The organism is Niallia sp. FSL R7-0271 (assembly GCF_038005785.1).
In the GTDB taxonomy this organism is placed as follows: domain Bacteria; phylum Bacillota; class Bacilli; order Bacillales; family Cytobacillaceae; genus Niallia.
This window is the reverse complement of sequence record NZ_JBBOTZ010000001.1, coordinates 1514166-1537611: the sequence shown is the minus strand read 5'-3', so window position 1 is coordinate 1537611 and position 23446 is coordinate 1514166. Positions and strand designations below refer to the sequence as shown.

Here is a 23446-nt window from a genome sequence, read left to right as displayed (position 1 = left end):
GTCCTCGCCCTTTTCGTCATGCTTGTTTCTTATGTTGATAAATCTCCCGATACTGGCCTGGTGTCAGACCAATAAATTCAGTGAAAAAATTGCTGAAGTGGCTTTGGTCTGCAAACCCTGTCTCCATTGAAACATCTATTGGCTTACGCCCGCTCTCAAGCAGTTTTTTTGCCTCATTAATCCTAATAGTTTGTAAGTATCTATATGGAGTAATGCCAAAATTGCGTGTAAACGACCGCAAGAGCGTATATTTGTTCATATCACAAACCTCTGCTAAGTCAGTTAATGTTAAATGTTCTGTATAGTTTTTTTCCATATAGCGGCATACTGCATGCAGACGCTCATCTGTTGATGTACTTTCTTCATACTTAATGCTGCATTTTTTGATTAAATGTTCCATTAAAAAATAAAAGCTTTCTTCCTTTTCCAGCTCTTCATTGGTAGACATAATCATCTCATGCACTTCTTTTAACAGTGGTGCAAAGCTTGTTTGCACCAGAACAGGTGAAGTAAAGTAAGGAAGATAATCTACTCCCATAATTTCCTTAGCTACTTTCTTCATAATATCAGCATTAATATTCAAGCAGCGGTAATCTAACGCATTAAGATCAACTTGTTCACATGCATGATTATCAAGAGGATTAAAGATGACCATATCTCCTTTGTTAATAATAAAATCCTTATTTTTGCAAGTGAGTTTCCTTTGCCCATTTTCGATAAAGCCGATAACATAATATTCATGGAAATGGTTTGGGAATTTCTGCATGATCCCATCAAAATGGTATGCTTCCACCTGCAGCTGAGAATCAAATTTCACCATTCTTTTTTCCTTCAATGAGTCGTGCCTCCTTTTTCGTTCATTTTCTTAAAATTAGTGTAGCATATGACTTTATAGCTGCTCTTGTATGATATTGACTAAAAGCCAAAAAAAAAAGCCATGCTTCTGATCCAAGAAGCAAAGCAATGAATTTACAGCTTGAATTTGTCTTTAATCAACGCAGCAACGTCTTTAGGGCTTTTATCTGTATTGTTTATTTTTAAATATTCTTCTTTTTGTATCTCTCCTTCACGGGAGTTTAATCGATATTTTTCCAGAGAGCTTTTTAGCTCTGATTCCGACCATTCAATATTTCTTTTTGTTGGCTTATGTTCTAATCTGTTCGGAGTTTTATTTCTGTATAGCCGTTCGTCGAGATCTGCTTCTAATTCGACGTAATAGACTGTTCCGCCTTGTTGTTTAAAAATATTAGAGATTTTTTCAACATAATTCCAATCTTCTTTCAAATTAAATGCCCACACATAGGTGAAAATTAATCCAGGTAAATCGCTTTTGGCGACTGTCTCAAAGATTTCCTGCCGAAAAAGATTTACAAGCCTGCTTCCTTCTTTCGTTCCATATCCGAAAAAATTACTGACTAAATCAATGCTCATATGATTGTGAAAAAGCTTTAAACCTGTAATGGCGGCTAACTCCTGGCCAACCGTCATCTTTCCAACAGCCTGCGGTCCAAATATAAGAACAAACTTCATGATGTATTCTTCCTTCCTACCTGATACTTATCGGGAATAAGACAGACTCACCGGAATGTTCCCTTGCCCCACACCTGCTTAAAGCTTTCTATTCTCTCCATCCCTGTAATCAATGGTTTCGCCTGATTAATTAGCGTTTGCACTCCTTCAAGGGATAAAGAAGCTTCGTGGGCGGCTTTACTGCTCCATACCTCATAAACATACACACTATCAAGTTCAGTTTCTGGCAGATTAATCGTATACAGTTGACAGCCTTCAACTGCCTCCATTTGCGATGCGGCTTCAATTAGAATGGCTGCAAGCATATCACGATTCTCTTCCCTAGCCGTAAACTTTCCTAATAATCCAAAATTCTCCATAGTTATCCCTCTTCTCTATGCTATTTTTTCGCTTAAGATCTTTTTAAACGTTTTACTAAAATATACTGGCTGCTTTCCTTTGTAGGATGTTCACTAATGAGTCCAGCAATCTCATAGCCATGTTTCCGGTAAAATTCTGGGGCTTGGAAGCTGAAGGTATCCAGTTGAATATGGGTGCATTTGCATTCAATAGCACTTTCCTCGATTGTTTTGAGCAGGCTGCTGCCATATCCCTCCCCTCTTTTTGTCTCATCCACCCATAATGATTCGATTTGCAAATGATGCCAAAAAATCACTCCCGAAATACCGCCAACGATTTTTTCGTTATCATCTCTGGCAGTAAAGCAGAGTTTGTTAACTGGATGCTTTACCTCATCTGGCAAGCGGGAAAGATTGTATTCTATTACCCTCTTTCGGAGAAAATCACTATTTTCTTGATAAGATTCTCTGCAAATTTTCATTCTCCTTTTCACCCCATCGATCTTTCTATTTGTCCGACAAAGTTTTCAGTGCATCATGCATCCTATCCATATTGCTGTTACCAAATATATTCTTATCATCCGAAAAAATTTTTCCCTTACTTTCTTCACAGGCTCGTAATTTTTGCAAGTGGCCATAGTCTTTGTTGGAATAATTCTCCACCAGATGGCTATATCCCTTCTACTAAAATAGAAATAAGTCATTCATCAAATTGATGAATGACTTATAATGCTTTATTTCACTAACTCTGCTTTCCACTCAATGGTGTTAAGCTCTTCTATTAAAGCATCCACTTGATTTTTTGTCAGGTTCGCTTCTGGAAACTCTGCTAATTCCTGCAATGTTTTTGTTCTCATCGCAAAAATGCCTGGCGGCTTAGCAATCCATGGTGCATGCTTATCGAGAATAGCTGCTGATGATTGATGTCCTAGCACATCAATCAATCGTGAGTTCTTCGTAAATTCCACCATTAATCCGTTCTTGTTATCATATTGGAAATGATAGCTGCCAGATCCGACGGTTAACGTGACTGTATCATCCTTTTCCTTATACGTATATATTCCATTTGCTTGTGCAAGCGGGTTGCCGCCTTCTGACACATTCGCTGTTTGTGCAAACGGCAAGACAATTTCTGCTGTTGTATTTGCTGGGATCTCTACTTTCAGTTCAATCTTGTCTGCTGTTATGCTCCAAGCGGATTGGATTCTGCCATACATCGACTCAAAAGCAGCTTTTGCATAGGTTAAGTGAATTCCGGCAAATGCTGGCTGTATGCGGATTCGTTTGTAGGCTGGCAGCTCTTCATCCATATCAAGGCCTGCAACTTTTCTGTACATCCAATCCCCGATTGCGCCGTAAGCATAATGATTAAAGGAATTCATATCATCGCTCCAAAACGAACCATCCTCTTTAATTCCATCCCAGTGCTCCCATATGGTTGTAGCTCCTTTTTTGACAGAATAAAGCCAGGAAGGATAGCCCTCTTGCAGCAATAGTTTAACAGCTGTTTCGTGATGACCTGCTTTTGAAAGAGCAAAGCATAAATACGGAGTTCCGACAAACCCTGTTGTCAAATGATAATTATTGTTAATAATGAGCTCGTTTAATTCATGTGCTGTTCGCTTTTTTACGCCTCCATCGACGAGATCGAAAATCAATGCCAGAACATGGGCGGTTTGCGTCGGTGACACTAGCCTGCCAGATTTAGAGACAAATTCATGATTGAATGCTTCTATTATATTTTCAAGCAGCAAACCATAACTTTTAGCATCTTCCCATTTGCCAAGCACTTTAGCAGCTTCACGCAGAATTCTCGTGGAGTGTGCATAAAAAGCTGTTGCAATAAAGTCCTTTGGTGTGGCACCGCTGTAGCTGCCTGACGGTGCATCAAGGGCAAGCCAATCACCGAAATTGAAGCCGACAATCCAGAGGTACTCATTTTCCCCTTGTCTGCGCATATACTCAACCCATGCCTTCATGCTGTCATATTGCTCTGCTAACAACCGCTTATCACCGTATGCTTTGTAAATCTCCCATGGAATAATTGTTGCTGCATCACCCCAGGCTGCCGCATTGGCACCGCCGACTACAGCTGGAATAACAAAGGGAACTCCTCCATCTGGATGCTGCTCTGCCTTGAGGTCACGAAGCCACTTTGTGAAAAAAGGACCTCCATGATAATTGAACAAAGCCGTCTGTATAAATACTTGTGCATCACCAGTCCAGCCAAGGCGCTCGTCACGCTGCGGGCAGTCTGTCGGCACATCAAGAAAATTGCCTCTTTGCCCCCATTTAATGTTTTCCTGAAGCTTGTTTACAAGCGGGTTGGAGCATTCAAACTCTCCAGTCGGCTCCATATCTGTATGGATGACTTCGCCTACAAAGTGCTCGAGAGAAAGCCCGTTTTCCTGGTTCGGATACCCTTCCACCCTCACATATCGAAAACCTTGGAAAGAAAAGTGCGGAGCATAGTTTTCCAGCCCGATTCCTTTTGCAATATATTCTACTTGCTGGTCTGCCTTGCGCAAATTGCCGAAGTATATGTTTCCGTCCTTATCCAGCACCTCTGCATGCTTTAAAATAATCTTCGTTCCTTTATCAGCCTTAACAAAAAAGCGAATTCTGCCGACCATGTTCTGCCCCATATCGATTACCGTCTCTCCTGAAGGAGTCGTAAATACCGCAATAGGCTTAATAACCTCGGTCACTTTTGTCTGCCAATTTTCTTGTGCAATCAGCTGACCTACAGGCATTTGTTGTTCTTGCACTAAAGACCAGCTGCTGTCATCAAAGTCAGGCAAACTGAAACCCTCCTCAAGTCTTGCATCATATTTTTCTCCTTGATAAATCTCTGAATATACAACAGGCCCTAATGCTGCTTTCCATGATGGATCTGTCACAATAATATCTTCCGTGCCATCATTGTATCTTACATGCAGCTCAAAAAATGCTGCTCGCCTGTCGCCGTATATATGACGCTTGTTTTCCCATGTCATATTCCCTTTATACCAGCCGTCTGCAAGCATGATGCCAAAGGCGTTCGGTCCCGCTTGAAGTTGGGATGTGATATCATATGTCTGATATTGAAGACGTTTGTGATAGCTGGTCCAGCCGGGAGCAAACAGCTCATCACCGACACGCTCTCCATTTACATACAGCTCATACAGACCTAAGCCTGTGCCATATATGCGGGCAGATACAATGTCGTTTTGCAGCTGAAATTCTTTTCTTAGACAAAAAGCCGGCTCACTCAAACGGCCTATCACTTCTTCATCTGGTGTAATCCATTGTGCTTTCCAGTCATATTCGGCAAACAAAGCAGTCTCCCACCAAGCTGTTTCACTCCAAGCGGATTCGCGGCTTTTATTATCCCAGACTTTCACTCTGTAAAAATATCTAGTTCTTTCTTTTAGATCTGGACCTTCATATGGAAGATGCAAGGACTCTTGTGAGTGAATGATGCCTGTATTCCACAGTAATGTATCAAAAGTAGGATGTTCAGAAACTTGAATTTGGTAGGATTGCTGCAATGTTCCTCTTTCATCGGAAATGATTTTCCAGCTTAACCGTGGTTTTTTACAATCAATGCCGAGTGGATTTGTTCGGTACTCAGTTGTTAAGGATGCTGCTTTTAAGTGTGTCATAGTTACTTCCTTTCTAGTAAAATTTCTGTCATTATTAGAAATGCCTTTTCAGCCATGCGGCCGCTAAATCAAACCATGGCTGGCATGCTTCGTTTATGTGTTCAGCGTTGCCTGCTGTCGTTTCATCACTTAGCGACAATCCATGTACACCACTTTCAAATACATGTAATTCATAGGGAATATGATGCTTTGTTAGTTCTACAGCAAAAACTAAAGCATTTTCTGCGTAAACTAAATCATCATCGGCTGTATGCCATAGGAAGACAGGCGGTGTATTTATAGTGACATAACGGGCAGGACTTGCTTCTCTTAGCTGTTGGTCAGTAGGTGTGGTTGTATCGAAAACTGCCTTGCTTGATATTTCCCAAAAGCTTTTTTTATTCTCATCCGCATCACGCTCTACTTTTGCTTTCATCCATTCATAATCAAGGAGCGGATATCCTAATATAACAGCATTTGGCTTAAATAAATCGCTGCTTGCTTGAATAGACTCTTGGAGGAAGCTGTCTTGCCAATGAACAGCCATGCTTGCTGCCAAATGACCACCAGCAGAAAAGCCGCATAAAGCAATGGCATCTGGATTTACAAGCCATTCTTTCGCATTTCTTCTTACTAAAGATATCGCTTTCGCTAAATCAAGTAATGGATTGGGATAGAGAGAGCGCTCATTTACCTCCGGTAGCTGTTTGAAATCTTTCACCCACTCACGAAAGTACGTATTGTAGCGCAACACAAATGTATGGTAGCCTTTTGAAGCAAACCGTAAAGCAATCGGTTCTGCCTCTCTGTCAGATGTATTTAAATAACCCCCTCCTGGGCAAATAATAACAGCAGGACGCTTTTTATCTGTTTGAAATTCTTGAGAATTCTCTAGCAGATAGGCAGTCAAGGTAACATGAGCATTATCTTCCCATAACTGAATCTTTTCGATTTTCATACATGCTTCTCCCCTTTGGCAGCTTTATGCGTCACTTTCCTTAAAGGGATGAATAGATATTCATCCCAATCAACATTTAGGAAACGACGATTTCATCCATAGGTTCGTCATCAACATCCCCTTTTCCTTCCATTTCTGGAATCGGAAGAACAGCGATAGCAGAGAGAATGGAAAACACAGCGAGCACTAGGAAAAACAGCGTGTATCCATCACCGCCAAATGTACTTGCACCAAAAGCAATCAGAGCTGGAGCTGCAAAGCTGACTAATGTGGAGGCCATATTTGTTGTTGTATTCATGATAGAAATATCTTTCGCCGCATTTTCCTTAGAAGGCAGGATGCGGTTTACAAGGGCATTATCGACAGCATTGTACATACCGAACCCAAAGTTAAAGATGAAATTACCGACAATAACCCATGCCACGCTTGTGGAGAATGCAAAGGCAACAAGGCACAGTGCGGTAACTAGGGCCGCTCCCATTACAAACGGCTTTTGCTTTTTCACTTTATCTGATAAAAACCCGCCGAGAATGCCGGCTCCAACCATCATGATAATCGTAGGCGCAGTCAGCCCCATAATTTGAAAAATTTCCGCTTCGCTTAAATGAAATCTGGCAATATAAAACAAAGTGAGCATATTCAATCCTGCATTGGAGAAATTGATGAACAGCTTTGTTAAAAGGGCCCAAGTATATGCAGGATGCTGTTTATAGCTCGGATAAAAGCCGCGAATACCAAGGTTTTTTTTGCTGATTGTGGCTGTTTTCGCCAAATAATTATCCTTAATTAAAAGTGCCGCCGTTATTCCGCCGATCAGCTGGACAATAATCAATGCAATCATCTTTTGTTCAATCGTTGAATTGGCGAGCACCCCCATCAGCATTTGACCAGACATAACTAACGCAGGTCCAGCGGCTCCAATCAAACCTGACACACGGCCGAATTTATCCGGATCTACCTGCTCTGGAACTATTGCATAACTGGAAAGGGAAACCATGCCGTAAAAGAAATTCACCAAGCATAAAGAAATAATGAATATAGGAATGGATGATGCAAAGGTAAGCATCAGCATGGAAATCGCACCAAGAATGCTTCCTGCTACCATCCAAAATCTTCTTCTCCCCATTTTGAGCCTTGTCTTATCAGCAATCACCCCTCCAAACAATCCAAAAATAACAATGGCAATTCCTGTAATCCCTGATGCCGTTCCATAAACAGCAGTCGCATCCTCTGAACCTACAATTCTTATTACAATAAAAGTAGAAAGACCAAATCCTAATAATACTAGTGGTGCGATAGCAGTACCGACACCAAGCATTGCCGCTACTATCAACCTCTTAAACGGTGTCCTTTTCCAGCCAACTGTCTCCATCATTTTCCCTCCAACTTTGTCCTTAGTATTGTTTTTTCACATTATAGCAAGCGCTTTCAGACAAATGAATGAGATAATCAAAGAATATTTTTGCTTGATTCAAAGATTATCGAATAATAACTATAATAAGAAGCTTGCTCCCTAAAAGCTTGGGAGCAAGTGGTAAGGTCATTTGTTAACAAGGGAGCAGGTTTGAGCGATTTGGCCAAGATATTTGGCGCTTTCTTTTACCGTCCTTTTTTGTGTAGTGCGGTCTACCTCAATTAATCCGAATTTTTTGGAGTAACCTGAATTCCACTCATAATTATCAAAAGTGGACCAATGCAAATAACCTCTTATATCAATACCATCCTCTATACAAGCCTGAACACCCTCTAATCCTCTGCGGATAAATTCTACACGTCTTTCATCATTGTCTGTAGCAATGCCATGCTCTGTAATAATGATTGGAATGGTGATGGCAGCTGATACTTTGCGAATGACATTTGCCAAGCCTTCCGGATAATATTCATAGCCCATTTGTGTTCGTTCTGCATGCTCTGTCAGCACTTGACCATTTGGACCGTACACTTCTCTCGTGTAGTTTTGCAGACCAAAAAAGTCATCACCTGCCATCATCGGCAAGTATTGTTCAAAATAGCTATGCCATTTTTCCGCAGCTATTTTCTCGCCCCCTGTGATGGATTGTACATCAGACAGCGCCATGGAAAAGCCAACTAATGTGTCAGGAGAAATATCCTTGATCACTTGGCGCGCTTTAACATGAGCTTTGTGGAGAAGCTTCATCGATTTCTCATCAGATATCATATGGAAAGTAAAATACTTGTCTGTTGTCGTACCACAACGCTCAGCTGCAGCCTCGCGCCATTTAGGCGCTGTCCATGCATCTTGATCAATTCCGACCGGCGGAATAAACCCAATGCCCGTAAACAGCTCACGAAGCATGACAGGCAGATTCACCTCATTCATCGTCAAAACATACGGAATTAAATGACCGAGCTCACGGAATACTGTTTCACAGTAGTTGGCAAAGCGTTCAGGTACATCTGGGCTTGCCCAGCCGCCAAATTGCATCAGCCATTTTGGTGATGTAAAGTGATGCATCGCGACAAAAGGTGTCATATTATTGGCATAGCATGTTTCAAGAACGTCCCGATAATGATCCAAGGCAGCTTGTGAATACTGTCCTGGCTCTGGCTCAATTCTCGACCATTCTATAGAAAAGCGGAACACTTTTAAGCCAAGGCTTGCCATTAGGGCGATATCTTCTTTATAAAGATTGTAATGGTCGATTGCATCCCCCGATTTTTCTTGATACGGCGAGCCTTCGACTTGCTCCTCTGCCCAAAAATCACTGTTATCGTTATTGCCCTCCACCTGATGGCCTGCCGTTGCTGAGCCCCAGAGGAATTGCTTTGGAAATGAAAAACTCATCATGTATACACCCCTAATATCTTTTACTTACTCTTATGTCTTTTATTTTAGCAAGCGTTTTCAATTGATTTAATGGCAAATACAAAGGAAATGTTTGCTCGATTCAAAGATATTAGGTAGTTAAGAGACTTAAGTTTTCATTAACGGTTTTGCTCTCTGTATTCCTTTGGTGTCTGAAGGAAAATTTCGTTGAATTTTTTATAAAAAAAAGAAACGCTTGAATAACCAACCTCTTCGGCAATGTCTGGAATCGGCATATCCGAATTCGTCAAATAAAGCGCAGCCTTATTAATCCGCTGAATTTGCAGCAAATCAGTGAACGACTTGCCAGTAGCTTTTTTTAGAATAGCAGAAATATAGTTAGGGTGATATTTAAATTGCTCTGCCATTAAAGCAAGGCTGCAGTCCTTCCAATGGTTTTCGATATATTTCAAAAAATCAACAATAATTACGTCTCTTTCTGTTCGATGGTTCATCTTCATGCTTGTATAGCTGTTGCTGTGCCGGATCAACTCCGTAAACATAATAAACAAATAGGCATCTATCAAGCCTGATGTAAAAGCATCTTCATCAAAATACTCACACATAATATGCTCCATAATGTTATTAAAGTTGGAGCTAGCTTCAAACGGAAAAAAAAGATATTTATTAGCACTTCTGCTGCCGATGAGAGAGTCGACTAAAAACTGTGAGATAATACTTTTATTTGTAAATCTGCTCAAGAAATTCGTCGACAAGTAATCATGCTTCAGCTTAATTTCAATCACAATATCATAGCTTGTCGTCGCCTGTACCGTATGAGGAGTATTTTTGTCTATCATAATCATACCTCCTTCCAGAATATCGATGGCATCATCTTGAAGAATGATTTTGCATTTGCCCTGATACACATATATCAGCTCAATATATTGATGAATATGCATGGGAACATATGCATTTGCAGGACATTGGGACAGGAAGATATTATCTTCAATCGGATTATGTGATGGATCAAATATCATATTAAATTCATACAACGGCTCGCCATTAATTGTCGCAATCGGTTCAACCTGATAAGTAGTTTTGATAAAATTCCAGTCTGGAGGGTCCATCTTATTATAGCTTTCAAGCTTTGCTCTTAATTCAGCACTATTCACAGGCAGGCTCCTTTTTAGTAGATTTAGACATATTTCTTTGTTTGTTTTTATTTTCTTTTGCTTTTTCTTCAAATATATCATATAAACCTCTAAAACACTCACAAATAAAAATATTTTTATGGCCTTTGCTCCCTTGGCTCTGTTACTCCAACTATATGAATAGACTTCTTGTTTATCATAGCTTGGATTACACCACTTGCTATCTCCTTATTCGTCAGCCAGCGTGAATGACCATCATCCATCATAAAGCCTAGCTGAATTTGATGATATATCATATTTCGCTTGTCTGTAAGCCTGCTTTGCAAGACTTGCAAATCTGCATTACTTCCTAGCACATGAAATAACTGCCAAGTGCTTGAATCCTTAGAAACTGTATCTATAATAAGGTTAACAGCTTCTTCTGCATAAGAATGAATCCAAGCAACCACTAACTCAATATTGGTATGAATACGAATAGTATTTCGCAATTCTGACTCTAGATCTTCTAGCTTGCTGTAATCAACCAAAATTGGATGAATGATAGAATTTGGACAAATGGTTCTGATCTCGTCCATTCTATGTTTATTTCTTCCGATTACAGAGACGATATAACCCTGTTTTGCCAGCCAAATCGTTACTTCCGAAAGCATTCCTGTCCCGCCTACTACTAATGCATGCTTCATTCATTCCCGCTCCTTATTATTTTGTTTGTAAAAAAGGCACCTGCAAATTAAAAGAACCATGGTCTTTTTAATTGCAGGTGCACATGTTTATTTATACCAGTCAGCTTGCTCCATATGAACAAATGGGATATCTGTATCAATCAAGCCTTCGACCTTTTCAATCGGCAAGTCTTCTCCTTTAAGCCAGTTTGAAAAATTGAATTCAATTGGGTCTTGGTCACCGCCAAGTGCAAACCAAGCTTTTCCTTCCTTAGGGAAATAAGCAGAAGTATGAATGGTTCCAGCCCAAGCTCCATACAAATTGGAGAATATGCCTGCATTGGAGTCATTCAACAAACTGAAGGCTTCCTTTCCACCTATCAAACTGGTTTGATGGGTCTCGATAATTTCGAGGCGTCTTTTCGAATCATCTAGAACATGGCGGTTTTCTTCTGTCATAATATTAAAATGGTTTGTACAAGAAAAGCCTCTTCTCACTTCCACTCTTCTTGGAGAGGTTTCCACTATAAATGGTGTTTCACAGCTTCTGTCAAACAATACATAGCTAAAGGAATGACGGTGGGGAATTTCTTTGAGCAAAGCGGCCGCCTCTTCTGCCGTACTGCAAAGCTCTAAGATGAGCCTGCCGATCATATTGCACACAAAGCCCGTGCCCGGTTTCTTCCTGTTCATGAAATTATAGCCCATCGTCAAGCCTTGTTCATTCATGCCATCCATTCTTCCTGTGCCTCTTTGGCTTGGACCGATGATGGCATTTCCTCCGTCAGTCGGCTTAAAAATGGTATAGCGGCCATCATATGTTTTTGGATGATAATCATAGTTTCGGATTAAATAATCACCGCCGACATAAATCGAACAGCCTGACTTGTCAATATCAAGACGATAGCCGCAAAATTCAAGGAGCACCTTGTCCATCGGCCAGCCTAATGCATCACGAAAGCCTTCAAACTCCTCCCAGATTAACGGGGCAAATTTAGCAAAGATAAGTCGGGTTTCCTCGATATCTATCGTGAATTTCGGCTTTCTTACCTTCCATTGCCTTTCCCTGTTCTTTACAAGGATTGATTCTTTAAAATATTCTCCTTGCTTATAACCAAAGTCATAATGTGTTCCACGAAATTGCATGACATCTGCATAAACTTTTTTCATCTCATATCCCCCATCTCTGCTATTCTTTAGCATACTTGGAAAAGGAGGGAAATGGAAGAGATATACTTTTAACCTATACAGAAAAACCAGTCCCCAATTATTGGAGACTGGCAATCAATTATACTTTGAACTTGCTGATTACTTCTTTTAAGTCCTCTGCTAAATGAGACAAAGCTTGAGCAGATGCAGCAATTTCTTCCATGGATGCTAGCTGCTCCTCTGCTGAGGCGGCAACATTTTGTGAATGCATCGATGTTTGTCCAGAAATATTTTGTATCTCTGAAACAGTTGTCGCCACTTCTTGTGTGCCTGCAGCAAGTATTTCCGAAGTATGAGCCATTCCTTCAATTTGCTCTGTAAGATTTTGCATAAAGTCCATAATTTCTGTAAAGTTCGCTTTCGTCTGCTCGACGATTTCCAAGCCCTCTTTTACATCCAATGTCACTTGTTCCATTGACGCATTAGATTGGACCATATCTGCTTGGATTGTCTTAATAAGTGCTGATATTTGAGCAGAAGATGCTTGAGACTGTTCGGCAAGCTTTCTGACTTCATCTGCAACAACAGCAAAGCCTTTTCCGTTTTCCCCTGCTCTGGCAGCCTCAATTGCAGCATTCAACGCTAGTAAATTTGTCTGATTAGCGATATCTGTAATCACATTAGTAATTTTCTCGATTTCTTGTGAACGGGAGTCCAAATTTTTAATCGCTTCCCCTGTTTTGGCAACAGAATGATTGATTTCAGTGATTTTCTGAACCGTTTTATCCACATACAGTCCGCCATTCTTCGCTTTTTCAGTCGCCTTCAAGCCGACATCGGAAACTGCTTGAGCATTATCAGCAATTGATTGAATGCCTTCTGTTACTTCAACAAGAGCAGCAGCACTGTCTTGTACATTTGATGCTGATTGGTCTGCACCATTTGCGACCTGCTGGATTGATTCTGTAATTACTTCTGTCGCTTTGCTTGTCTCTTCTGAGCTTGCCGTCAGCTGTTCTGAAGAAGAAGCTAACTGTTCAGATGTTGAGATAACTTCATTCATCATCGATTTTAAACTGTCTGTCATTTTATTATAGCTTACAGATAATAGGCTCAGCTCATCAGTCGATTTATCCTCCACTTTTGAAGTAAAATCGCCGTTGCCTGCCAACTCCAAGGCTGCAGTAAGCTTTTTCAGTCTTTTTCTTATTGAATTTGTAAATAAAAGAACGACTGCCACTGCAATAACAACCATAATGATTAATACAATCACAAATTTCGTTAAGAAAGAAGACAGGATATTATCAATCATTTCTTCTGAGGCACCAACATACATGATACCTACAACTTCCCCTGCTGCATTTTTCAGAGGCATATAGGCTGTCTGATAGTTTTTCCCGACTACATTTGCTTCGCCGTAGTATGTTTCTCCATTATTAATAACGGTGTCAATTACTTCTTGTGATGCTTGTGTACCTGTTGCCCGCTTGCCGTCTGTCATTACATTCGTCGCAATTCTTGTATCACCTAAGAAGAATGTAACTGTATCGTGCGTGTCCTTGCCAATTATGTCGACTAATTCATTATTATCATTGATTATTGTCTCGCCTTTTAAAAGCTTATCTCCGTCCGCTTTCCACTCGCCAGGGTATTCACTATTTACATAGTTATAACTAAGCGCAAGATCACCTTTTGCTTTTTCTGTTGCAAACTCCTTTATTCCCCTTGTAATCTCACTATTTGCCACATACCCGACTACCACGGATAAAACAATAATAATGGCAACAACAATTAAGTTAATCTTTGTGCCTAATTTCATCTTAAGCTGTAATTTCATACACTTTCCCATCCCTTAAAAAATTAGCAATTTAATGATGCTAATGGTTGTATCGGTCCAAATTTGTGAAAATTAATCACTTTTCATCTCCATTTGAAAATATTGTTGTACAACGGAGGAAGGAGTTTCCATAACTTCTATACAATAGGAAAAAAGACGGCAGAATAGCTTCCACCGCCTTTAGACAATTGTTTATTTTACAGTTAGAATAACACGCTGATAGTATTTAAGCTTATGTGCACCGTCATCCTGCACCTCTACGATAATATGAAGTGTATCTCCAGATTTCGCATCTTTTGGCACAGTGAAGCTCACTGTTTTTGTGTCCTTGCCTGTTAATTCAATCGTGTCCGTTGCTTCTCCTTCTGCCAATTCACGATGAAGGCCAAGCTGAAGACCATCTATTACATCTGAAACTGTATCGTTCTTAGCTACCTTTGACTCTTCGTACGTATCTGCTTCAAAATATCTCCACCATTTATAGGAGATTTCATCACCGTCTGGATCGCTGCCATTAGCATGCAACGTCACTTCCTCTCCCTTTTCAACCGCCAAATCCAAACCTTCTTCTACCTCAACTGTTGGATTATGGTTTGCATCCTCATAGCTTTCTGCAGTCAGCCAATCTGCCCTTGCTGCAAAATCGCTTTGTATATCATCAAACCAGCGTGTTAAAGAATACTCTGCTTCATAGCGGTTTGCGTACACATTAAAGTCTGTAACAGTGTTTTTATACACCTTGCTGCTCACAGCGTCAAAGCGGCCGCCCCAGCCTCCATATGTCGGGTCCTCCAAGCTTCTTAGTCCATTGTCGATTAAGTAGAAGAAGGATGGAGAATCACCTTCTGAAATAAAATCATACTTTTGATATTGAGGATTTTTCTGTAAGTATTCTTCCGTACCGCGCTGCTCTTCGAAAAGCTCTCCCTCAATCATCTTGCCGTCACCCATTAATGCATACATATCCATTAACGGACCATGACCGACAATATTTTCTTTATGCCAATCACCAGTAAGCTTTGTGTTTAATTCCTCAGAATGTAATTTCCACGCATATGCAAAATGCCAGAAATTCGAGGTATCATTAATGATGCGGATATCTGGCCAGTTTTTAGCAATATATTTACTGTAGCTGTCATCCTGGTCCAAAATGATATATAAAACAAGCTTATCGCTTACTTTCGATTTAATCTTCTCCCAATCATCTGTTTTGCTATATTCTTCTTCAATCGATTTCAATGCACGGGCCGTTGTATTTGTTCCACCCCATGTTTGCACATATAAATCACTATCATCATCATGGAGGAACAGTTCCTTCAAGAACTCAGATCCCTCTGTCTCTTCTTCCATTTCCCCTACATTAGAAATATTACCGATTTTTGTAATGCTGCGTAAGTAATCTGGTTCAGGATAGCCGTCAGCATGCTTCACCAAATTAGGATAACCCTCTTCGTACGCATTAATCATATCTGTAAGCCATTGGGTCCCTGTCCATCTAAAAGGTTCAATTCCTTTTGCTTTATCACCTGCATAATGGTAGACAGAGCTTGTCAGCACAATTCCTTCTAAATCCATCTTATTGGCATACACTAAGTAGCGGAGTACAGAGTTCATATCATCCACTTCGCCATCTGTTGTAATAACCGTTCTGGCTTTTTGCTTTTCAGCTGGTTTGCTGTCACTGCTGTTTTCTGTTTTTGTTTCGTTAGATGAATTAGTTTCCTCTTTGCTGTTTGAACAGCCCGCTGCAATGATAGCAAATATCAGCAACAAAGTAATTAACCCTTTTCCTTTCATCCTTTTCATCCCCTCTTTTTGGATTTTAGAAGATTACCTAACGGGAGAAAAACAAAAAACCTAAACAAACACACGGATTTAGCCATGCATTTGTTTAGGTTATGCCCGTTAGGTAACATTCCTAATGTCCATATGTATTTTAAGCGTTTACAACGATATTCTACCTTATCAATATAGCGTTTTCATCTTACTATTAGCCTATTTTTGCTGGTTTACTGCCTGTTCAAAAGTTGGCTGTAAACAGAATTTATAGAGTATGGATCGACTTCTTCCTCCTGTGGAGCATACATCTCTCTGTCATGATAAGGCAGCTCCAAATTTCTCCAAACTTCATTCGTTTCTGCATCCCCATTAAGACATTTTACGTATAGGTCATATCCTTCACCATCACTTGTTGATGCAGAGAGGCGTCCTTCTCCATACTTTAAGGCAACATCAATGGCATTTTTCAGCTTTATTAATGCCTCCTTATTAGCAACAATCAAGGCTTCATCATGCCAGGATTTTTGCCCGTATGCATGAAGTATAGGAAAGTGCCTCGTTTGGTTTTCATACTCTTTTAACACATGCTCAAATTTTGGTATAAGGGCTTCATGTGATAGATCTGTAGTGATCACATCCAAGTCAGAACTGCATATTCCAAAGATTTCTTCCATTTCCTTTATAAAGGGTGTTACTTCAACAAATAAAATAACTTCTTTTTTTAAAAAATAGGTACGGATTATCGTCTCGTCTTTTCTGTACGAGGCATAAGAAACATTCGGAGTTAGTTCTATTAAATCTGTCCTCTTAATTTGCCGTTTTTTTCTTTTATCTAAATTTCTTTGTAAGGAAATATTTGTATCAATTCCAACAAACAATGTAGTTGTTTCCATTTGTTGCCCCCCTATTCGTTCTATACTATTTATCATCCTAAAAAGGAAAGCCCTGGGTTCTTATCCCAAGGCTGTTCCTTATAATTTGTTCGTATGTATCAAATCAATCATTCCATCCTCTGAAACTACAAGAATAAGACAATTTTTATATTTAGTACTATGTAAATAGCGATATGCAGAATTATATCTTGCACCTCTTGATCGATCACCGAAACGTGTATCTGCAGTGCCATCTAGTATAACACCGATAGCATGACAATTCCCATCTGGATGAAGCAGCACCGCTCCATCAATAGCGGAAATATGTTTGATAGAGCTGAAGAAATTTTTGTTATCTGCTTTATATTCTAAGCGTATGCATTGATTCGACAGGCGGCTAGCCTCTGCTGCAGCTTGTTCTGAAATAACGAGCATCGTACCTTTTTGTTGATTTTTAGCTTGTGTACACAAATCCCAAATCGCTCGGTAATGATACCGATTCGAAAAGGCTTGATTGAAGCATGCTGCAAATTCCGCTTCTTCTAAAGGCGCTTTTGGGAATTGGGGAATGCCATAACTAACATGAAATATCTTTTTCTTTCTATTTCCTGTTTCTTCTAAATCCCAATTAGCATGACTTACAAAAGTCACAGAGTAGCCGTTTATGCGATTATTCAGCTCATTAGTCCATTCAATGAAGCCGATTATTTCCTTGCCATTAGATAGGAGATATATATTTTCTTGGGCTATCTCTAGTAGTTTACGAACGCCTTTATAATTAGTGAGCGGCATTCTATCAACAAACATTACAGCACTGTTAACTATATCATTCTCCTTGCAAAAGAGGATCTTGCCGCAGCATTCAGCTCCTTCGTAGTAACTCGTCGCAATCTCATTTAACTTTTGATAGATTGCTAAATCAAATACTTCAAGAATGGATAAAAATGTATTGCTAATATATTTCTCAGCAACATTTCGGACGATGTTATTTGTGCTAATATAATGTTCCATTCCTTCATGAATAAGAGGCTTGCTCGCATATACGATAGAATCTGAAACTAATTGATGAAAAAATCCACTGTTTCTGTACTTTTTAAACTCTCCTGTTTTCATTTCCACTACTTCTATAACAACCGTATTCTCACTTTCTATGAAACTGCAGAAGATGTCTATTATTTCCGACTTTCTTTTCGCAAACAACGCAGTAAGCGTGTCGTCGATATAATCCTTAAAGAATTCTTTTACTTTATTATCAGAGGACACATCCTCCGAATAATACGAAGTGGACCGAAGCGGAAAACGATGCTTCTGATTCATTTCTATTTTATAGTTATACTCCGGGTCGAAGATAATGGCAATGTTATTTACTTGCAGCGTATTATAACTCGGCTTTTTATTTTTAGTATTAAGGGAATAATCTAATTTAAATAAACTGACAATCGGTTTGTCTTTAATCGATACTATATCAAATGTTTCTCGCATCGTGTCAGCTAACTGTTCTTGATAACTTTCCGAAAAAGAATAAGTCTCTTGGAGCGTTTGGTATTGTCTCATAAAAGCCTCCGATATTAGTGTTTTTGTGTGAGTGATAGATTACTTGATTCAAACTAAAAATAGACACAAGTTAAACTTTTGCTGCAACAACGGTAATTGGAAACTTGCCAACCATTAGAGCTTTCTCTTTTGGAAATTTTTTATGATTTCATTTTACCAGAAAAGTAAAAATATTGATACTTTTCACAATGAAGGATTTTACTGCCTTTTTTACTCTTTTAATAAGCGAGATAGATGAATGGAAACAATTAGTATAATCACAAATTTTTAACACATACTACTCTTGTGCAAGAAGGCTAAATCGGCCAAGAAAGAGGGAAAACTTCCCATATGATGAAGGAAAATATCTCATTAAATCAGCTGCTTGCCCTAGTCATTTGCTTTAATTTGGGAAGCTCTGTCGTGCTTGGTATCGGTTTAAAAGGGAAGCAGGACGCTTGGATTGTTGTATTAATCTCTTGCATTATTGGGATAGCGATTGTACTAGCCTATCACTATATGCATTCGTTTTTACCAGAAAAGAACTTATATGAACTGATGGAGTATTGTTTTAAGAGACCGCTTGCTGTCTTGATTAGCTTTGTATACATCGTTTATTTTTTTTATATGGCTGCCCGTGTCATCAGAGATTTTATTGAAATGACATCGACGGTTATTCTGCCAAACACACCTATCGAAGTTCAGACATTAGCACTTATGCTGACAATTGCCTATATCCTATATTCAGGAATTGAAGTACTTGGAAGAACCACTGAAATATTCACGCCGTATTCGATTATTTTTTTCATCTTACTGGCTGTTTTTCTGTATGCAAGCAGAAATTTCTCTGTTGAAAACATAACACCTATACTCGAAGGTGGAGTTAAGCCGCTTTTGAAAGTAATATTTCCATATGAGCTTGTGCGCCCATACGGTCAAATAATTGCATTTACTTGTATATTTCCTTTGCTTGCTAACTTCAAAAAAAGCAATAATGTGTTAATCTTTGGTGTTATTATGTCAGGCTTTTTTCTGACTGTGGCGACATTAATCGTTACCCTTGCATTAGGAAGCAATATCGCATCAAGAGCGACTTTTCCGCTGTTAAGCGCAACCCGCTTAGTTGCAATTGGGGAATTTATCGAAAGAATTGATGCGATAACAGCATTTATTATCTTGCTCGGCATATTGGTGAAAAGCTCTGTGTTTATGTTTGCTGGATTAAAGGGACTAGAATATGTATGTAAAATTCCGTATCGATATTTTACTATGCCGATTATGTGCATTATTACGCTATTTACGGTATTTATTGCGCGGGGAATTGCGGATCATGTCCTCGAGGGATTTCAGGTTATTCCTTATTTTCTAAACTTGCCGCTGCAATTTTTTATCCCCATAATTATATTGTTCATCCTGTTAGTAAAAAAAGCACCAAGCAAAAGGGATAAAATTCCTGCTAGCAAAAATTAACGCCTTCTCCATGTGAGAAGGCGTTAATTTTAATTATAGTTCTGCCCCGTTTGTGGAAATAACATTTTTGTACCAGTCAAACGATTTTTTCTTCTTTCTTTCCAATGTACCTTTGCCATAATCGTCTTGATCTACATAGATAAAGCCGTAGCGCTTAGACATTTCAGACGTACCTGCACTGATTAAATCAATACAGCCCCAGCTAGTGTAGCCCATTACATCTACGCCATCTTTAATCGCTTCGCCCATTTGTTCGATATGAGCACGCAAGTAATCAATTCGGTAGTCATCCTGAATAGTGCCGTCTTCCTCTACTTTATCATAAGCACCCAATCCATTCTCAACAATGAACAATGGTACTTGGTAACGGTCATACATTTTCTTCAACGTAATGCGCAATCCTTTCGGATCGATTTGCCAGCCCCAATCAGATGCTTCTAAATAAGGATTTAGAATGCCGCTAAAGAAGTTACCTTTTTCTTTCATTTTATCAGGTGAACCACTTGATACCATTGTCATGTAATAGCTGAAGGACAAGAAATCAACTGGATGCTGAAGCAGAATTTCTTCATCACCTGGAAGCATTTCAATCTTGATATCATTTTCCTCGAAATAACGGTTCATATAGCTAGGATAATAACCGCGCACTTGTACGTCTGTGAAGAAAAGATTTTTTTGGTCTTCATCCAATGCTGCAAGCACATCATCTGGATTGCATGTTTCAGCATATGTTTCCATGCGGGCAAGCATACAGCCTATCTGCGCACCTGGAATGATTTCGTGACAAGCTTTAACTGCTCTTGCACTTGCCACAAATTGATGGTGAAGTGCTTGGTAAACAGCCTGTTCACGGTTTTCAACACGGTCTACGAGGATACCGCTGCCGATATACGGTGAAATTGTGGAAACATTGATCTCATTAAATGTCAGCCAGTATTTCACTTTATCTTTATAACGGTTGAAGACGGTTTCAGCATAATGCACAAAATAGTCTACTAATCTGCGGTCAGTCCAGCCATTATACTTCTGCACAAGATTCAGTGGAAGCTCATAATGAGACAATGTTACTAATGGCTCAATTCCGTATTTTTGCAGTTCATCAAACACTCTGTCATAAAATGCTAGGCCCTCTTCATTCGGTACCGTTTCATCTCCATTTGGAAAAATACGCGGCCAAGAAATCGACATACGGAATGTTTTGAAGCCCATTTCCGCAAAAAGCGCAATATCTTCCTTATAACGATGATAGAAATCAATGCCGCGGCGTTTTGGGAAGTTATCTCCGCCTTTTCCAGCAAGCAGCTCTTCTAATTCCTCTTCACTTCTTACATCCATTTCAATTTCATGATTTCTTTCTTCCTTCGGCACGAATGCTACCATATCGAAAATAGATAATCCTTTTCCGCCTTCATTATAAGCCCCTTCGAGCTGATTAGCTGCTGTTGCTCCGCCCCATAAAAATCCTTCAGGAAAATGACTTTTTTTCATATCAATGCCTCCTAGTATGTTTATAAATCTATGATACTAGTATTCCACAAGAAAAACTGGTCTGATTAAGACCAGCTTATTGGCTTTATAAAAACTATTATTCACGTCACTAAGAATTAAAGCTGATAGACCAACACCTATCTGCTGTCAACGGGGGGAACTGGTCTGAATGAGACCAGTTAATAGCGGAAAAAGAGCACATCAAACAGCCTCAGAAGTGTATAACTGCTCACGCTTGAGTTTTCTATTTTGCCACATTGGATGATTTCATCGAAAACGCCTAATTTACCAAGCTCGTCCGAAAACGTTATAAGGAGCTTTTGACCTTGTGCAGCCTTGAATTTTTCAATAAATGGAAAATAGGCAGAAAATATATTCCCTTGAATGGAAATCGTAATAATGAGGTCATCCTCGCCGAGCTCTGCTAATGCATCCATTTGTTTAAAGAAATTGGTGCCGCACTCACTCAGCTTACCTAAAAGAAGCAACTTCTTCTGCAGTTCCATCGCTTGGACTTGATATTTCTCAAAACCTAGTATGATGATTCTTTTTGATTTTTTGATACGTGTTGCAATGCGATCAATCTGCTCTAGCGGTATTTGATCAATCATGGCAAGATTTTCGTTTAATTGCTGAAACAGTTCATGTGTATGTAGTGGAGTATGATTCGTTTCGTTAAGTGATGCATCAATTGGGATATTGACACTGTTGCGCATGCTAGAAAAATTCCGGAATCCAATTCTCTTACAAAAGCGGTTAATCGTAGATGGTGCCACATGACAAGCATCTGCTGCGCTTTCGAGTGAGAAGCTTTCAATCTCATGAATATGTTCAAGAAGACCTCTTGCTACATGATAATTAATATCCTTGTTCAAGGAATTGTTGATATATGCCAACAGCGTATAAATCAGCTGCTCCATTTTTACCACCTCGAATGCAATTCTACCATACTATTCACACTTGCTGAAACTTTTGGAGTAAGCAAAACTATTATTTTCTTTTAATAAAAGAAACTTCTTTGACTGCTTGCACGTAGATAGTAACAAAGACAAAAAACTTTAATATAAACGGAGTTGCATGAAATTGTTAGATTTATTGTTCAGCCTGATAATAGGTATTATTTCCGCTTCGCCCTCTCGATCACTTTATAAAAAATACAAGCTGCTTCAAAAAGAGACAATGTATATGCAGCTTTTAAACAAATATGGAACAATGCTGCAAATGAATAGTGCTGTTCGTGCATTCATAAAAGAAACGGATGTAAACAAGATTCTAGCTGACCATGTTCAAAAGCTGCATTTTCATAGAGAACTAGAAAAAATTATTCTAGCAGAGAACTTATAGCAGTTCTCCTACATGGTCGCAATCTGTCTTTTTAAAAACGAAATGAATAAATTTGCCTCCTTTGTTATCACCTTCGACAATAAATAGGTAGTTGATGCTGGAGGCGATATTTTATCCGCCTTTACTTCCATTAGCCTGGCTTCCTTTATTTCTTCCATAACAGTCGTGTAAGGCAGATAAGATACACCGAGTCCAATTCCTATAAATCGCTTCGTTATTTCCATTTGATTTACCATCATCGTCCTGACAGCAGGATAATTTCTTTTAATGACATGTAGCAGATCCTCCCAATATTCTGGATGATTATGCGTAATTAACCTATATTTTTTTAGCACCTCCCCTTCCTCCATTTGCTTTTGAGGAGGCGCTATAAGCATTACTTTATCTTCATGAAGGGTTTCGACATGTAGACTAGCTTGGATAGGCTTTAAACGTGATAATCCGATATCTGCTTTTAATAGGCTGATTTCTTCCCCCATTTCATAGGAGCTCACCACGCGGACAAGTACCTCAATATCCGGGTATTGGTCCATAAAGCTGCGTAAAATCGACGGCAAAATGCTTGAAGCGATTTGCGGTGCTGCTGCGATAGTCAGTTTTTTTACATAACCTTGCTTCCACGATTCAAAACTCTCCAAGCCTTGCTCATATTTATCCATCATTTCCATAGCAAGGGGCAGAAAATGATGACCAGCTGATGTGAGCGAAATACTTTTGCCGATTCTATCAAACAATTCTGTATGCAATGTTTCTTCCAATCTTTTAATATGCTTTGTGACAGCAGGCTGTGTCAAAAACAGCTCCTCTGATGCGATGCGAAAATTCTCATGCTTTGCAGCAACAATAAACGTTTTAAGCCATTTAATATCCATGTTAACCTACTCTCTAATAACTATCCGTTATTAATTCCTTCGTTTTTTGTTAATTTCCAAACAATGTTAT

Annotated in this window: 20 protein-coding genes; 2 read left to right on the top strand and 18 right to left on the bottom strand. The window is 39.3% G+C overall.

The window, feature by feature from the left end:
- Positions 1-16: 16 nt before the first annotated feature.
- From MKX82_RS07730 to MKX82_RS07660, 15 genes are all read right to left on the bottom strand, one after another.
- Positions 17-835: a helix-turn-helix domain-containing protein gene (locus MKX82_RS07730; RefSeq protein WP_445738829.1), complete on the bottom strand. Its 819-nt coding sequence runs from the start codon at positions 833-835 to the stop codon at positions 17-19.
- A gap of 134 nt (positions 836-969) precedes the next feature.
- Positions 970-1530, bottom strand: coding sequence for an AAA family ATPase (locus tag MKX82_RS07725; protein ID WP_233314303.1), 561 nt, complete (start codon positions 1528-1530; stop codon positions 970-972).
- 47 nt (positions 1531-1577) lie between these two features.
- Positions 1578-1889, bottom strand: coding sequence for a putative quinol monooxygenase (locus MKX82_RS07720; RefSeq protein ID WP_341076182.1), 312 nt, complete (start codon positions 1887-1889; stop codon positions 1578-1580).
- Between the two features lie 32 nt (positions 1890-1921).
- Positions 1922-2350 (bottom strand): GNAT family N-acetyltransferase, encoded by a 429-nt coding sequence (locus tag MKX82_RS07715; protein WP_341076179.1) that lies wholly within the window; start codon positions 2348-2350, stop codon positions 1922-1924.
- A 252-nt stretch (positions 2351-2602) separates the two neighbouring features.
- Positions 2603-5512, bottom strand: coding sequence for a family 78 glycoside hydrolase catalytic domain (locus tag MKX82_RS07710; RefSeq protein ID WP_341076177.1), 2910 nt, complete (start codon positions 5510-5512; stop codon positions 2603-2605).
- 34 nt (positions 5513-5546) lie between these two features.
- Positions 5547-6449: an alpha/beta hydrolase gene (locus MKX82_RS07705; protein WP_341076175.1), complete on the bottom strand. Its 903-nt coding sequence runs from the start codon at positions 6447-6449 to the stop codon at positions 5547-5549.
- A gap of 76 nt (positions 6450-6525) precedes the next feature.
- The gene (locus MKX82_RS07700) at positions 6526-7824 is read right to left on the bottom strand and encodes an MFS transporter (protein ID WP_251648170.1); all 1299 of its coding nucleotides are present in this window, start codon (positions 7822-7824) and stop codon (positions 6526-6528) included.
- Between the two features lie 165 nt (positions 7825-7989).
- On the bottom strand, positions 7990-9258 hold the full coding sequence (locus MKX82_RS07695; protein WP_341076172.1) for a glycoside hydrolase family 1 protein: 1269 nt from the start codon (positions 9256-9258) through the stop codon (positions 7990-7992).
- Positions 9259-9395: 137 nt separating this feature from the next.
- The gene (locus tag MKX82_RS07690; RefSeq protein ID WP_237941212.1) at positions 9396-10391 is read right to left on the bottom strand and encodes an AraC family transcriptional regulator; all 996 of its coding nucleotides are present in this window, start codon (positions 10389-10391) and stop codon (positions 9396-9398) included.
- Between the two features lie 116 nt (positions 10392-10507).
- Positions 10508-11053 (bottom strand): short-chain dehydrogenase, encoded by a 546-nt coding sequence (locus MKX82_RS07685; protein ID WP_251648167.1) that lies wholly within the window; start codon positions 11051-11053, stop codon positions 10508-10510.
- An 87-nt stretch (positions 11054-11140) separates the two neighbouring features.
- Complete coding sequence (locus MKX82_RS07680; RefSeq protein WP_341076167.1) at positions 11141-12202, bottom strand: C45 family peptidase; 1062 nt, start codon at positions 12200-12202, stop codon at positions 11141-11143.
- A 118-nt stretch (positions 12203-12320) separates the two neighbouring features.
- A complete protein-coding gene (locus MKX82_RS07675; RefSeq protein ID WP_233314313.1) occupies positions 12321-14018 on the bottom strand; it encodes a methyl-accepting chemotaxis protein in 1698 nt (565 codons plus the stop codon).
- Positions 14019-14210: 192 nt separating this feature from the next.
- Positions 14211-15824 carry a DUF1593 domain-containing protein gene (locus MKX82_RS07670; RefSeq protein WP_341076165.1) on the bottom strand — a complete coding sequence of 538 codons (1614 nt, stop codon included), beginning with the start codon at positions 15822-15824 and terminating at the stop codon, positions 14211-14213.
- Between the two features lie 203 nt (positions 15825-16027).
- Complete coding sequence (locus tag MKX82_RS07665) at positions 16028-16690, bottom strand: hypothetical protein (RefSeq protein WP_233314315.1); 663 nt, start codon at positions 16688-16690, stop codon at positions 16028-16030.
- Positions 16691-16768: 78 nt separating this feature from the next.
- Positions 16769-18223 carry a diadenylate cyclase gene (locus tag MKX82_RS07660; protein ID WP_237941208.1) on the bottom strand — a complete coding sequence of 485 codons (1455 nt, stop codon included), beginning with the start codon at positions 18221-18223 and terminating at the stop codon, positions 16769-16771.
- 330 nt (positions 18224-18553) lie between these two features.
- Between MKX82_RS07660 and MKX82_RS07655 the strand changes: the two genes are divergently transcribed.
- On the top strand, positions 18554-19672 hold the full coding sequence (locus MKX82_RS07655; RefSeq protein ID WP_233314317.1) for a GerAB/ArcD/ProY family transporter: 1119 nt from the start codon (positions 18554-18556) through the stop codon (positions 19670-19672).
- A 33-nt stretch (positions 19673-19705) separates the two neighbouring features.
- Here the strand turns inward: MKX82_RS07655 and MKX82_RS07650 are convergent, their stop codons facing one another.
- Together MKX82_RS07650 and MKX82_RS07645 are read right to left on the bottom strand one after the other, a co-directional pair.
- Positions 19706-21160, bottom strand: a complete 1455-nt coding sequence (locus tag MKX82_RS07650) for a glycoside hydrolase family 1 protein (RefSeq protein WP_341076161.1) — start codon at positions 21158-21160, stop codon at positions 19706-19708.
- Between the two features lie 179 nt (positions 21161-21339).
- Complete coding sequence (locus MKX82_RS07645; RefSeq protein WP_233314319.1) at positions 21340-22080, bottom strand: MurR/RpiR family transcriptional regulator; 741 nt, start codon at positions 22078-22080, stop codon at positions 21340-21342.
- A 157-nt stretch (positions 22081-22237) separates the two neighbouring features.
- Here MKX82_RS07645 and MKX82_RS07640 point away from each other — a divergent pair, with 157 nt between their 5' ends.
- Positions 22238-22504, top strand: a complete 267-nt coding sequence (locus MKX82_RS07640) for a hypothetical protein (protein ID WP_341076158.1) — start codon at positions 22238-22240, stop codon at positions 22502-22504.
- 8 nt (positions 22505-22512) lie between these two features.
- Here the strand turns inward: MKX82_RS07640 and MKX82_RS07635 are convergent, their stop codons facing one another.
- Positions 22513-23376: a LysR family transcriptional regulator gene (locus MKX82_RS07635; protein ID WP_251648163.1), complete on the bottom strand. Its 864-nt coding sequence runs from the start codon at positions 23374-23376 to the stop codon at positions 22513-22515.
- Positions 23377-23446: the final 70 nt, after the last annotated feature.

Excerpts from the sequence above, each read along its gene's own strand:
- MKX82_RS07725 (WP_233314303.1), bottom strand. The coding sequence starts at position 1,530 with ATGAAGTTTGTTCTTATATTTGGACCGCAGGCTGTTGGAAAGATGACG.
- MKX82_RS07720 (WP_341076182.1), bottom strand. The coding sequence starts at position 1,889 with ATGGAGAATTTTGGATTATTAGGAAAGTTTACGGCTAGGGAAGAGAAT.
- MKX82_RS07715 (WP_341076179.1), bottom strand. The coding sequence starts at position 2,350 with ATGAAAATTTGCAGAGAATCTTATCAAGAAAATAGTGATTTTCTCCGA.
- MKX82_RS07710 (WP_341076177.1), bottom strand. The coding sequence starts at position 5,512 with ATGACACACTTAAAAGCAGCATCCTTAACAACTGAGTACCGAACAAAT.
- MKX82_RS07705 (WP_341076175.1), bottom strand. The coding sequence starts at position 6,449 with ATGAAAATCGAAAAGATTCAGTTATGGGAAGATAATGCTCATGTTACC.
- MKX82_RS07700 (WP_251648170.1), bottom strand. The coding sequence starts at position 7,824 with ATGATGGAGACAGTTGGCTGGAAAAGGACACCGTTTAAGAGGTTGATA.
- MKX82_RS07695 (WP_341076172.1), bottom strand. The coding sequence starts at position 9,258 with ATGATGAGTTTTTCATTTCCAAAGCAATTCCTCTGGGGCTCAGCAACG.
- MKX82_RS07685 (WP_251648167.1), bottom strand. The coding sequence starts at position 11,053 with ATGAAGCATGCATTAGTAGTAGGCGGGACAGGAATGCTTTCGGAAGTA.
- MKX82_RS07680 (WP_341076167.1), bottom strand. The coding sequence starts at position 12,202 with ATGAAAAAAGTTTATGCAGATGTCATGCAATTTCGTGGAACACATTAT.
- MKX82_RS07675 (WP_233314313.1), bottom strand. The coding sequence starts at position 14,018 with ATGAAATTACAGCTTAAGATGAAATTAGGCACAAAGATTAACTTAATT.
- MKX82_RS07670 (WP_341076165.1), bottom strand. The coding sequence starts at position 15,824 with ATGAAAAGGATGAAAGGAAAAGGGTTAATTACTTTGTTGCTGATATTT.
- MKX82_RS07665 (WP_233314315.1), bottom strand. The coding sequence starts at position 16,690 with ATGGAAACAACTACATTGTTTGTTGGAATTGATACAAATATTTCCTTA.
- MKX82_RS07660 (WP_237941208.1), bottom strand. The coding sequence starts at position 18,223 with ATGAGACAATACCAAACGCTCCAAGAGACTTATTCTTTTTCGGAAAGT.
- MKX82_RS07655 (WP_233314317.1), top strand. The coding sequence starts at position 18,554 with ATGATGAAGGAAAATATCTCATTAAATCAGCTGCTTGCCCTAGTCATT.
- MKX82_RS07650 (WP_341076161.1), bottom strand. The coding sequence starts at position 21,160 with ATGAAAAAAAGTCATTTTCCTGAAGGATTTTTATGGGGCGGAGCAACA.
- MKX82_RS07645 (WP_233314319.1), bottom strand. The coding sequence starts at position 22,080 with ATGGAGCAGCTGATTTATACGCTGTTGGCATATATCAACAATTCCTTG.
- MKX82_RS07640 (WP_341076158.1), top strand. The coding sequence starts at position 22,238 with ATGAAATTGTTAGATTTATTGTTCAGCCTGATAATAGGTATTATTTCC.
- MKX82_RS07635 (WP_251648163.1), bottom strand. The coding sequence starts at position 23,376 with ATGGATATTAAATGGCTTAAAACGTTTATTGTTGCTGCAAAGCATGAG.